This is a genomic window from Burkholderia sp. Bp9004 (genome assembly GCF_003858025.1).
Classification (GTDB): Bacteria; Pseudomonadota; Gammaproteobacteria; order Burkholderiales; family Burkholderiaceae; genus Burkholderia; species Burkholderia diffusa.
This window is the reverse complement of the sequence record NZ_QTQD01000010.1, coordinates 13838-26306: the sequence shown is the minus strand read 5'-3', so window position 1 is coordinate 26306 and position 12469 is coordinate 13838. Positions and strand designations below refer to the sequence as shown.

Sequence of the window (12469 nt, the reverse complement as noted above, 5' to 3'; positions counted from 1 at the left end):
CGCAAGCCGCACGTGCGGTTAGTCAACCAGAAAGGATCCACATGAGCACGATCAACGAAGAAGCGCACGTCGGCACCGATACCGCGGACGTGGCACCTGGCCACGTGGCCGTACTCCCGCCGGCGGGCGACGAAGTATCAGCAGTCAAGGGTAGCTTGGTTGAGGGTGACGCCCGGCAGACGACTGACGGCGCGGACGATGGTGAAGTCGAGCGGGAACTCGACGAGATGGAGAATTCGGCCAACGTGTTGCAGCGCGAAGGGCTGATCAGCATCGATGAAGCGAAGCAGAAGCTCGAAGAGGTGGCGCGCACCCGCACGCTGTTCCGCGACCTGTCGCCCGCAGAGCGCGCGCGAATCATCCAGCGGCGTCGCGAGATCGGTCGCGAGCTGATGAACAAGCAACTGTCGGGCGCCGCAGTCGTGACCGCGCGGGTCACGATGAAACACACGCGCCTTCGGCCGCTGTTCGAGCAGTGGTGGCCGTATCTGAACCGGATGACGATCAACATGCAGCGATTCGGTCGCGCGACGTACGGCGCGAACGAGCAGGGGATCGTCAGCACGTGGTTCGAGAAGCAGCTCGACCAGCTCGAAGCCTATGTGAACGAACAGCTCGACGTCGCGCAGGGCTTCCGCGTGAAGACCGAAACGGAGATGCGCGATCGCGGCGAGACAGTCTTCGCGCCGACCGTGACGAAACCGTCGCTCGATATCGAAGTCGAGGCATATTCGCGGTTCTCGATGCGCCTGCTCTCCGTGATCCTGAAGTTCGACCAGGTGATGGATCACTTCGATTTCCTCGTCTGGAACGGGATTCGTGACCAGTCCGACGTCGACGACGAGACCGCGCGCTTCCTGCGCAAGTTCCACCCGGTCGGCCTGCGCGGCTACACGACCCACCTGAAGCTGATGAACACCGTTCGCGGTAACTGATCGGGAAGACCGGTGCCATGCTCGACGAGTTGAATCCCCAACAGCGCGAGGTGGCACTTCTGCGCCGCCACTGCCTCGCGATCGCGTGCCCGGGCGCGGGCAAGACCAAGATGAGTGCGACGAAGGCCGCGTTCTTGCTGCAGGACCCGACGGCGGTGGTTGGCGCCGTCACCTTCAGCAAGGATGCGGCCGTCGAACTTCGCGAGCGCATTCTCGCGCTGGCGCCGCAGGATGCGAAACGCCGGCTGATCGCCGGCACTTTCCACTCGCTCGCGTACAAGCAGCTGCAACGGCCCGGCCGCGGGCGGCCGGACATCGCATCGGAAGGCGATCGCCTCGGGATGCTTGGGCGCGTGCTTGCCGAGCTCGGGTATGACTGGAAGGTCGAAGAGGCTGTGCCGATCATCGAGCGGATCAAGACGAACTTCGGTCGAGCTGATGAGGGTTCGGCCGAGGCCACGCTCTACACCGCTTACCAGGACGCGCTCGAACGCAACGGCAAGATCGACTTCCAGGACATGTTGCGCCTCGCCGTCGAGCGGATGCAGAGCGAGGACATCAAGCCGTATCGGTTCACCGATCTGCTCGTCGACGAGTTCCAGGATACGGACCCGCTGCAGTTCCGGTGGGTCGAGCTGCACGCGCGCGCGGGCACGCACGTCACGGTCGTGGGCGACGACGACCAGAGCATCTACGGGTTCCGGGCCGCACTCGGCTTTCGCGGCATGGAGAGCTTTGCGAGCACGTTCGAGGCGCAACGCGTGGTGCTGGGTAGCAACTATCGCTGTCGCGCGGAGATCCTGGCGGCCGCCGACCGGGTGATCCAGAACAACGTCGATCGGATGCCGAAGATCCTTCATGCCGCGCGGGGCGCTGGCGGGGCGATCGCGGCGCGGCGGTTCGACGATGAGTATGGCGACGCGGTGGCCGCCGTCGAGGCGCTTCAACCGAGACTCGCTGCCGGCGCAAGCTGCGCGATCCTCGCGCGAACGAACCGGATCCTCGATCCGATCGAGGCTGTGTGCCGATCGCACGGCGTGCCGTACTACCGGGCATCGGGCGGATCGGTGCTCAACAAACCGCAGGCCGCGCTGATGTGCAACCTGCTGCAGGTGGTCGAAGGCCACAAGCAGAACGGCATCGACGCCGTCCTGGGCTACATGGGCATGAGCTCCTACGACCTCGGCGCGTTGCACAAGCGCATGGGCGCCGCCTTCGTCCAGATGCAAAAACAGGAGCTCGTCGGCCTCGGGCTGCGCGATGACACCGCGACGGCATATCGGGCCTTCATGAAGCGGCTGGGCGAGTGGCAGGTGCTCTGCCAGAGATCGTTCCACTCGCTCGCCTTGGAAGGCGTCTACGAATGGATGATGACGTATGCCAAGGGTGACGTCGCGATTCGGGCGATCCAGTGCATTTACGACATAGTGAGTCGCCTGACCGGATCCTTTACCGAGCGTATCGAGTTCCTGAAGCGCGACAACAACAAGCCTGGCGACGGCGTCCTGGTGCTGACGACGATGCACAGCTCGAAGGGGCTCGAGTACGACCACGTGTGGATCAGCCGATCGGAGGAGGGCGTGGTGCCTGATGAAAAGAGCCCGGAATCGGAGGAGCGGCGCCTTTTCTACGTCGCGATGACGCGCGCTCGCGATAGCCTGACCATCTCGTCGATCAAGAAGAACCCCGTCTCGCGTTTTGTGATTGAGTCCGGGATCGAACAGAATTCGGCCGCATGAGGCGGCCGGACTGGGGCGATTTCAGACCTGTCACTCGCCCTTGTTTACCGATACGAGAATACGGCACGGAATCGCGGGTGTCGGCCGGGAGGGAGGTGCGTCGGCCGCGGTCGTGATGTGGCTACGAAACTCTTACCTTCTCACGTCTCGAGCGCCGGATCCGAACCGCCACAGCGAACGCGCAGCGGTTGAGGTAAAGGCTTGTCACTGAACCGAGTTGAAGCACCACGGACGCCAGAGCGAGATCGATGACAAATCCATAGAAGTAGAGCAATGCCCATTCGATGAGATCCCATTGATCGAAGCTGATCGGGAAAAAGTCCCATTGTCTGGTCCATACGCCGGTGACGGCTCGAACGCAAAAGTACGCTGCGGTTTGTATGACCCAGGCGATTTGCGAGCTCACGTCGTCTTGGAAGAAGGGCACGAGACTCCACAGGATGTATCCCGTGAAGATGATCACCGGGATCGTCCATACACATGCGACAGTGATGTCAGTAACGCGATGAAGCCGGCGGAGCGTCGTCATTGAGCGGCACCTCGGGATTCGAGACGCTCGGCTGCGGCCTCGCGATCGGTGGGTGTGTTTTCGATCACCAGCTCGCGAGATACGCGACGGAGTTGGCCATTGAGTGCGGCGTGCTGGCCGAGCCGGATCGTGCCGCAATAGAACACGTTCCCGAGCACACGGCCGTTGATTTCGAGCATGTCGCGAGCATGGACGTCGCCCTCCACGAGCCCATCGATCCGGACGATTTCGCCCTGAACCTTGCCCTTGACGATACCGCCGGCCCCGACGTGCAGCAGGCCCTCGGTGGAAATGATGTCGCCGTTTGCGAGGGCGAATACGCTCAGGCCATGGTCGAGGATCATGTTGCCTTCGACGACCAGGCCGGGCATGAGGACCGTCACGTTGTTCGGTTTCGCTTTCATGGTGTGCCTCTTTCAGAACAGTGGAACGTCGCCGGTCTTGGCGGGCGTCGAAGGTTTCGGGGAGTGCTCGGTCTTCGTGGGTTCGTTATGCGGTGTGGCGGCTGTCGCCTCGGTGGTAGCCGGCTCCTGGCGCGGCCGAACGGATGCACGATGGAGCCTGCGCGGCGCGGGTTTCGGCTGCTCAGTCGGCTGCGCCGTGGGCGGTGCCGCGACGGGTGCTGACGTCGCTGCGGGCGGTGTCGGCGGGGGCGTTTGAACGGCTGTGACCTGTCGCTGGCTTGCGGCCGGATTCGAGGCCGCGCGCGCGGCTCGGATCGGCGACGTGGCGGCCCTTTCCAAATCGGTCACGGGCGCAGCGGCGCTAGCCGATGGCGCCGATCCGTCAGCGTCCCCGGTCCGCAGCGCTTGCACGTCGACGCGGGGCCGGTCGGCCGGCATGCCGGCGGTCGGCTCGGTAAAGTCCGCACTGGTGAGCGGCCGTTGGGAGCCGCGCGTCGTCGAGGCCGCTGAGGGCGCCGGCGGAGTGACCGGAGTTTGTGTGGTCGACCGCTCAATATGTACGACCGCCTGCGGCGGATGGAGCGCGTACCAGAGCTTCGCCGCGCTGACGCCCGTGAGTCCCGCCCCCGCTACGACAGCAAGGACGATCGCGGCCGGCCGGCCGAGTTTTCGACCGGTAGAAGAGAGTCGAGCGGTGACGCGCTCGCGCGTCGATTCCTGTCGGTCAGGAGCAGGAAGCGCCCGGACGTGGCTGTTGATGTCGATGACGACCGGTTGCGACGAGTATTGGGCATGTAGCGCCTGGATCTCTCGAATGTCCAAGATTTCCTCCGTGGATGATCGGCATACCGCGACAGCGTTTGAAGGCGCGGCAGGCTCAAGACGAGCTTATTCACCGGATTTCAATGTCAAGCCGGTGGGGTCGTGCTGCAGGTGCTGTCGCGTCAGTCGCGTGCGGAGCCGTCGGCGTCGTATCGGTCGTTGTCCGGGATGCACACGGTTCTCACGTGCAGGATCCGGCCCTCGGCGTTCTTGAGGATGTTGGCCCGGTCCTGCGGCGTGATCTTCTCCGCGAGCTGCGCCTCCATCGACGCGACGAACAGGCGGTCGTATTGAGTCAGGCACCTGACCAGCAGGCCGGCCAGCGGCCGCGTCACCTTCAATTCGATCTGTTCGTACGGGAAAGTGAGCGCGCGCGCGTTGTGCCGTTCGACCCACGCGGTGGCTTTCCGCATCCAGTCGGCGGTTTCCCGCAGGGCGGTCTGGACGGCCAGTACCTTGCCGCCGCGCGCAACGGCGATCTTGGCCGCGCAGAAGTTGTAGTCGCTACGGATGAACGTGCGTGCGAAGACGGAGCTGTAGTGCAGGATCGTGACCGCGTCGGAATCCGGCACGATCTTGTCGATACGGCTGTCGCTCGTCAGACGCTGGATTGGCTTCAATCCGGTCGACGTGGCGAGGCGCACCGGCGACTCGTCGGTGGGCGGGGTGTTTTGCGTGGGCGTGTCAGGTTGCCCGCGCCCTTCGTGCGGTGGTTCGAGAACGGCAGACATGATTTTTTCGGGTGGTCTCTCTCATCGATGATTCTGAGCGAGGCACTCGATGTGCGTACCGGCAAAAGCGAGCCTGTTTTCGTGAGCTTTTCGGGGAATGCGGGCGGAGATATTCGCGATACTGACTCTACTTCTCGCGTCCCTGACGCATCGACCTTGACTTCGCTGGCCGAAGTCCATCTTTTGTACAAGCCGTGCCTATGGGCATGCTCCGACTGGTTGGCAACCAGTGTGGAATTCCTTTCTGATGAGCGCCTCGCCCGTGCTCCCCATTTCAGTCATAAAACTCGTTGCTGGCCGCATTCATTTGCGCCGCGACGTCGTTCGACCCCGGACATCGGGTGTCTCTCTCCAGGCCTCTGTCTGGGTAGAACGACTGTAGTCGACTGAGCCGTGAACCTGCGTCGGAATGGCACTTCCGAAAATGGGCTGTAGCACAGCGTGACCATGCTGTGCGAGGACGACCTAACGTCCTCTCTATGAGCCGACCGGCTCCCTGAGCACCACGTCCCCGGAAGGGACGTGGTGCTTGGGTCATTTAACCGAATCCACGAAGCGCGTTCCTCTGCCGAGGAACGCGCTTTTTTTTCGTCTTTTTTCTGTCCCGGAGGTGCGTGTGCTTCCCAATCGTCTCAATTCCCGGATTGCCGACGTGATCAGTCAAACGATCGCCGAGGAAAGGTCGACCACCGACACGACGACACCCGCCTGGCGGGAGCGTTGCGAAGTGGCCCAGGTCGCGATGTTCACCGACTCCGACCGCCGGATTTTTCTGTCCAGTATCGCCCACCGCCGCGGAGAGGCGGCCGCCAACGCGCTCGAGCAATCGGCGGACGCGTTGCGCACCCAGGCGATCTTCCAACTTGCGAGGAAACCTTCATGAATGCAGTTGTCAGTTTGATCGGCGGCCCCGTACGGAGCGTCGTCGAAGAGCGGGCGATGCGGCCGCCCGTGATCGGGAAGATCCGCCCCGGCATCAAGGTCCTGACCTCGGCCGCTCGGGGCAATCCGGATGCGGTTGCGCTGTACGAGGAGATGGTGGCTGCCGGCGACTCGTTCGAGACGATCGGAAAAGCGATCGAATCCCGTTGTCGGCTCAAGCATGCGCTGGCGCCGCGCAACACCGACTACTTCACGTGCCGCCGCTCGGACTTCAACAATCCGGACGTCGCCGACGAGATTCTCCGGCTCTACGGTGAGGATCGAGGGCAGGGCATCCGGCTCTACCGCTTCCCCGTGCTATTCGCCTTCAACGACTGGATGCAAAACATCCCGAATGAGATGGCGGCGTGGGGCTCGAGCGGTCGGAAGTACTTCTCGCAGTACGGACCCGATGGTCTGCGCTACTGCAAGACGTATGCGAAGGTCGAGCGCGATCCGCGGGCGCAGCGTGCGGCTCGCCATTTCGGCGGCCGCGACGTGATTTTCCGGCAGGATGATGCGATTCCCGATGGCATCTGCAACCCCGAGCAATGCCCACAGTACCAAAGCCGGCAATGCAACCTCGGTGCCCAGTTCATCTTCGCCATTCCCGATATCAAGGGACTGGGTTTGATTGAACTCCCGACGAACTCGATCTACGTCCTGCAGAAAGCATACGCGGCGATGAAGACGGTCCAGCTGGCTCGCGGCAAGCTGACGGGCACGAAGTTCTGGATCTCGAAGCGGGAATTCGACATCACGCGTATCAACGAGGCGGGCGACGCGGTGCGTCAGATGCAGATGCTGACCGTGCTCGATGCGGATATCGACATCGGTGCACTGCTCGACGGTGCCGAGGACGCCACGGCAGCGATCGAAGGCGCCGGGCAGCCCACACTGCCCGACTCTGGCAGCACGGTGATTCAGCTTCACCCGTCGGAGGGAGAAAGTCCCGCCATGCGTGCTGATCAGGCTGTAGCCGGCGACGGTCCACCCGAATCGATGGACGAAAAGCGCCATCGCATGCAGGACCTGCTGCAGCGCCTTCGCTTCGTTGAGGAAGACCAGCGCAAGGCCTTTCGCATCTACGGCCACTTCCGATTCGGACGCGGCTGGGTGGAACGGCCCACCGACGTCGACAAGATGATCGCGAGGCTGACGACGGCGCTGGAGAATCCGACTTCACTTCAAAGTGAAATCGGAGCCGCGGTCGAGTCGTACCACGGCACGTAAATGACACCCCTTTCACCGGCCCTTTGGGGCCGGTGTCCTTTTCTACAGCGCGATCCGGAGAGCCCTTCAGCAAAGCAATTTGCTCAAGTGCTTTCGACCGCGTGTTCCACGCATCGAAATCGTCCGCGCAAGCGGCTATCTTTTTGACCCATCCCTCTGGAGGATCCCATGCGCCGGATCGGCAACATCACGGCGTTTTTCGGCGCCGCCGACGTGTTCAGCAATTGGCACCCGTGCAGTTTCACGTTCCACGAAGTCACCTTCAACTGTGGCGAACAATTCATGATGTACGCGAAGGCCATGCTGTTCGATGACCACGCAACAGCGGAGGCAATCCTGTCGTCGACATCGCCACGCGAGCAGAAGCGGCTTGGCCGTTCGGTACGCGGTTTCGACGAGGCTCGTTGGATTACGGCGCGCGAGAAGATCATGTTCGTCGGCTGTCGTGAGAAGTTCCGACAGAACGAAGCGCTCGCGATCGCGCTGCGTGCGACGGGGACGTCGGTCCTGGTCGAGGCGAGCCCGTATGACCGGATCTGGGGCGTCGGGCTCGGCGAACAGGATCCTCGCATCGCTGATCCATCCGCTTGGCAGGGGTTGAACCTGCTCGGCAAGGCGCTCATGCACGTGCGGGACGCGCTTTCTCGGTCGTAACTTTCCTTCTTGCGCCGGATGCCGGCGCAGACCTATCTCTGGCTGCCTTCGGGTGGCCTTTTTATTTTCTGGAGGCGTTGATGAAAATCGCGCATTTTTCTGACCTGCATTACGCGCCTGAAAACCTCGACGAGGCGGACCGGTGCTTCTCGTACGCGGTAGGTAATGCGATAGCGCGCGAGGCCCAGGTGGCGGTGATCAGCGGTGATTCGACCGACCATCGGCTCGACGCCCATGCGCCGGCGCTGAACTCACTCGCGACTCAGGTGCACCGACTTGCGCAAGCGATGCCGGTGCTGATGCTGCAGGGCACGTTCTCGCACGAGCCGCCCGGGACTCTCGACAACTTCGCGCTGATGGGCGCGCGGTATCCGGTGGCCATTGCGGACCGCGTCTGTCAGGTTGCTCTCTACAATGGAAACTTCTGGTTCTCGCGTGGGCCGGTCTTCGACGAGGACGAAGTGCAACACCATCTGTACAGCGAGCCCGAAGCGGTCTTTACCTGTCTTCCGACGATGAACAAAGCAGAGCTGGCGCTGCGCGTCGGGTCGCTGGCGGCGTCGACAGATCTCGCGGATACCCTCGCGGGGTTCCTCGCTGCTGCCGGCCGGATCAATGCGGCATTTCGAACGGCAGGCGTCCCGACAATCGGAGTGTCGCACGGCACGGTGAACGGTTGTCAGACGGAACAGGGTGTCACGATGGCAGGATTCGACCACGAATTCAGCCTGAGTGCGCTGTTTGGTGCGGAGTGCTCGGCGTTCATGCTGGGTCACATCCACAAGTACCAGACGTGGGAGCGCGAGGGCCGCCTCGTGGGGTATCCGGGTTCGATCGGACGTTTCCACTACGGCGAGCTCGGCAACAAGGGTTACCTTTCGTGGGAAGTCTCGGCGACCGAAGCCCATGCGGCGCTGGTTCCGACGCCATCTCGTGAAATGGTCTCTGTTGCTTTTGACGGGCCGCCTGACACGAACGAGCTTGAAACGCTCGCGGCGGCATCCGCCGGGAAGTTTGTGCGTATCCGCTGGCAGATCGACGAAGAGCATAAGCAGCTGGTCGACCGCAAGGCGATCGAAGCGATGTTCTCGACGGCCGCCGGCGTGAAGCTCGAGCCGCGCGTGCTTCCTGTCATGCGCAGCCGGGCAGAGGGGATCAGCACGGCGCCGACGGTCGACGCGAAGTTAACCCGATGGTGTGAGCTGGCCGACGTCGATGCTGTCCCGCTGGTTGATCGGCTGCAGCTGCTCGAGACCAGCGAACCCGACGCGATCGCGCAAGCGATCCTGGCGCGTTTAGCGAGTGCTGATGAGCCCGCTGGTGGTCAGTCCGGCACGCCCATCGTCGAGCCGGCTTTGTCGCTGGCCACAATGGCGACTATCTCGCCGGTCGTTGACGAACCATCCTGGCTCGGCGACGATCTGTTTGCGGCGTAGCTTTGCCCATGGACGGTTTGCATTCCGTCACTTTCGAACACTAGCCGTGTTCCGATAGCCCGTGCGGCTATCGAAACGAGGTTCACCCCGCGCCCGTTGGCGCATCGAACGCAGCATCGCTGCATCCATTTTCTTTCTACCCTGACGGGGCGTGTTCCCCGTCAGGGGCGCACTCCGTCTTCATTCCGGAGTGTGCTCATGTTTGGTCTCTATCCTGCCGGCGTCCGTTGGGCGCAAACCTATACCGCGTCTACTGACGCCAAGTCGTTGCAGAAGCGTCTCGTCGACCATGGCGGGTGCACTGCAGCGCTCTTTCATCAACCGTTCGGTGCTCAGCGCGGCGCTGTCATTGCGCAACGCGATGGCCTGTTCGTCCTGACCCATGTGATCGAAGCCGACCAGGCTGAAATCGTGGTCACTCCGGGCGTCGAGCTGCAGAACCTGCTCTGGTCGTTCGACTCGGGCTACTCGGGTCAGTGGTCGGGGCGCGAGCTGCAGATCCTCACGGGTTGTCCCGATTGGGACGCGGTGCTCAAGCAGACGTCGGACGCGTTCCGTCGCCTCTGCGGGACGGTGCAAGCTGCCGTCGATGGCACGTTGGGCAAGCCGGCTTCCCGGCCCGAGCCGACGCTGACGATCGACGACGATGACGTGCCGTTCCTGCCTGACGACTATCTGCAGCCCATCACGCTTGCGGAGATCCAGTCATGCGACCTCTGAAATTGTTACTCGAAGGGTTCCATGGCGTACGGGACGGGATGAAACGCGACAGCGTCGAACTCGACCTGGAGTCACTGCCCAACGGACTGATCGCGTTGACGGGGCCGAACGGCGCCGGCAAGACGACGATCATGGACAACCTCCATCCGTACCGGATCATGCCGTCGCGCGCGTCGAAGCTCTCGGTCGATGCGTTCTCGTACTGGGATCACATCTGCGGGGTGCAGGCGCGCAAGGAGTTCGAATGGGAGCACGATGGCCTGCGCTATCGGTCGACCTTCGCGTTCCGCAAGCCCGGCAAGACCGGCAAGGCGGACTACTTCCTGTTCTATCGCTCGACCGATGGCGAGTGGCGGCCGGTATCGCTGCCGGATGGAACCGTGTCGGATGGCAAGGGCGAAACCTACGATCGATGTGTTGACGCGATCTGCGGTTCGCTCGAGTCGTTCTTCACGAGCGTGTTTTCGGCGCAGAACCGCCGGCCGCTCGCGTCGTACGGAGCGAGCGAGATCAAGGCGCTGCTCGCTGAACTGCTGAAGATCGATCACCTCCGTGCGTTGTCGACGAAGGCTGCAGAGGTCGCGAAGGTGCTGGCCCGGCAACTTGGTGTGGTGCAGCAAGACCTCACGGCATTTTCTGGAAAGCGTGAGCGGGTCGATCAGACGCGCAATGCGATCGCGATGGACGTTTCGGCGGTCGCAACCGCGCGCGAGCAGCGTACGGCAGCCCAGGCAGAGATCGCAACGCTGACGCAACAGCACGCCGTGCTGGTTGCCAAGCAAGGCGAGAACGCAGGGGCGGCGGCGCGACTCGGGGAACTGGGTGCGCGTCGCACCGAGCTGCGGACTTCGCTTGATGTCTTGGAGCGTGACGGGCAGGCGGAGCAGCAACGGTTGCTGCAGCGCGCGACGACGATTCGTAACACGATCGCCGGCCATGCAGCCGTTGTTCGGCAGCGTGAGTCCATTCTTGGCGCCGCGGCGGATCGAGACGATGCACAGCTTCGGCTCGGCAAGGCCGAAGTACTGATCGAACCTTTGCAGCGCGCGATCGACGAGCTCGACGCGAAGCGACTGCGGGCAGCAACGGTCGGATCGACGCTTTCCAGCCTGCAATCGGAGGGCACGACCAAAGCTGACCTGATCAAGACCCTGACCGAGCAATCGGCGGTCATCGGATCGGTGCCGTGTGCGGGGATGGACATTCACGTGACGTGCCCGTTGCTCGCGCAGGCGAGGAGCGCGGCACAGCAGGTTGACGTCCAGACCATCTCGTTGAATGACCTTCGGACCCGGTACCGCGGCCATAAGGCGGAACTGGATCAACTGGCGCCGGCTGTTGAGGCGTTGTCTGCGAAGCGCGCCGAACTGCAGCGCGTCAATTCGGAAATCGCGGCGGCCCGGCAGGCGCTGCAACGTGCAACCGAACTTGCCGCACGAAAGCCGCTGCTCGATGCAGCTGAAACCGGGATGCAACAGGGCCAGGCGGAACTTGCGTCGCTCGAAGTTGAGCGAGGCGAGGCGTCGAAGCGTCGGGAGACCGAGACGGCGCGGATAAACGGCTTGTTGCGGGAGGTCGAGGCGGAGGTGTCGCGTCTGGCTTCTGTCGATGTCGCGCAAGCGATTGCGGATGTCGATCGCCAGTTGGCCGCTCGACGCGAGGCCTGCACGGGGCTGGATGCCAGGATCGAAGCATTGATCAGGAGTCAGGCTACGGGAGAAACGACGCTGGTGACGCTCGAGCGCGAGCTTGAGGGCTTCTCAGCGACGCAGGCACTCGCCGAGCGCATCTCGGACGAGATCGCGAAGTGGAAGCTGTTGGCGAAAGGGCTGGGCAATGACGGCGTGATCGCGCTGACGATCGACGACGCGGGCCCGGCGCTGACGCAGACGGTGAACGACCTGCTGCTTGCGTGCTACGGCACGCGGTTCACGGTCGAGATCCAGACGCAGCGTACGTTGGCCAACGGTGACACGCGCGAGGGATTTGAAATCCTCGTGCACGACGCCGAGAGCGACAGCAGCAAAGCGGTCGGCGTGATGTCCGGTGGTCAGAAGGTGTGGATCAACGAATGCCTGACACGCGGCGTCGCCCTGTATATCGCGGGTAACGCGGGACAACCGTACGAGACGCTCTTTAGCGACGAGTCGGACGGTCCGCTTGATCCCGATCGCAAGGTGCAGTTCATGCGTATGAAGCGCGAGGTGCTGCGTCAGGGCGGGTATGCGCGAGAGTTTTTCATCTCGCAAACGCCCGACCTGATTGCGGAGGCCGATGCGGTCATCGACGTGGCCGCACTCGCGAGGTAGTGCAGCACACATTTTTAACCCTGGTGGGGACCGTTC

At 63.0% G+C, this 12469-nt stretch carries 11 protein-coding genes; 8 read left to right on the top strand and 3 right to left on the bottom strand.

Annotated features, from left to right (window positions below; genetic code table 11):
- Positions 1-41 precede the first annotated feature (41 nt).
- Both DIE08_RS13535 and DIE08_RS13530 read left to right on the top strand, forming a co-directional pair.
- Positions 42-935 (top strand): ATPase, encoded by an 894-nt coding sequence (locus tag DIE08_RS13535; RefSeq protein ID WP_124902154.1) that lies wholly within the window; start codon positions 42-44, stop codon positions 933-935.
- A gap of 17 nt (positions 936-952) precedes the next feature.
- The gene (locus DIE08_RS13530) at positions 953-2674 is read left to right on the top strand and encodes an ATP-dependent helicase (RefSeq protein WP_124902153.1); all 1722 of its coding nucleotides are present in this window, start codon (positions 953-955) and stop codon (positions 2672-2674) included.
- A 121-nt stretch (positions 2675-2795) separates the two neighbouring features.
- Here DIE08_RS13530 and DIE08_RS13525 read toward each other — a convergent pair whose 3' ends face one another.
- From DIE08_RS13525 to DIE08_RS13510, 3 genes are all read right to left on the bottom strand, one after another.
- The gene (locus DIE08_RS13525; RefSeq protein WP_124902152.1) at positions 2796-3203 is read right to left on the bottom strand and encodes a hypothetical protein; all 408 of its coding nucleotides are present in this window, start codon (positions 3201-3203) and stop codon (positions 2796-2798) included.
- Entirely contained in the window at positions 3200-3607 is a 408-nt protein-coding gene (locus DIE08_RS13520; RefSeq protein ID WP_124902151.1) for a polymer-forming cytoskeletal protein, read from the bottom strand. The genes DIE08_RS13525 and DIE08_RS13520 overlap by 4 nt, the downstream gene beginning before the upstream one ends.
- Before the next feature lie 944 nt (positions 3608-4551).
- Complete coding sequence (locus DIE08_RS13510; protein ID WP_124902149.1) at positions 4552-5160, bottom strand: DUF1845 domain-containing protein; 609 nt, start codon at positions 5158-5160, stop codon at positions 4552-4554.
- Between the two features lie 616 nt (positions 5161-5776).
- Between DIE08_RS13510 and DIE08_RS13505 the strand changes: the two genes are divergently transcribed.
- From DIE08_RS13505 to DIE08_RS13480, 6 genes are all read left to right on the top strand, one after another.
- Positions 5777-6043 (top strand): hypothetical protein, encoded by a 267-nt coding sequence (locus DIE08_RS13505; protein ID WP_059448600.1) that lies wholly within the window; start codon positions 5777-5779, stop codon positions 6041-6043.
- Positions 6040-7314: a hypothetical protein gene (locus tag DIE08_RS13500; protein ID WP_124902148.1), complete on the top strand. Its 1275-nt coding sequence runs from the start codon at positions 6040-6042 to the stop codon at positions 7312-7314. The genes DIE08_RS13505 and DIE08_RS13500 overlap by 4 nt, the downstream gene beginning before the upstream one ends.
- Before the next feature lie 168 nt (positions 7315-7482).
- Positions 7483-7968 (top strand): NADAR family protein, encoded by a 486-nt coding sequence (locus tag DIE08_RS13495; protein WP_124902147.1) that lies wholly within the window; start codon positions 7483-7485, stop codon positions 7966-7968.
- A gap of 80 nt (positions 7969-8048) precedes the next feature.
- Positions 8049-9404, top strand: a complete 1356-nt coding sequence (locus DIE08_RS13490) for a metallophosphoesterase family protein (protein ID WP_124902146.1) — start codon at positions 8049-8051, stop codon at positions 9402-9404.
- A 198-nt stretch (positions 9405-9602) separates the two neighbouring features.
- Positions 9603-10124 carry a hypothetical protein gene (locus DIE08_RS13485; protein ID WP_059448604.1) on the top strand — a complete coding sequence of 174 codons (522 nt, stop codon included), beginning with the start codon at positions 9603-9605 and terminating at the stop codon, positions 10122-10124.
- A complete protein-coding gene (locus DIE08_RS13480) occupies positions 10112-12433 on the top strand; it encodes an SMC family ATPase (RefSeq protein ID WP_124902145.1) in 2322 nt (773 codons plus the stop codon). The genes DIE08_RS13485 and DIE08_RS13480 overlap by 13 nt, the downstream gene beginning before the upstream one ends.
- Positions 12434-12469 lie beyond the last annotated feature (36 nt).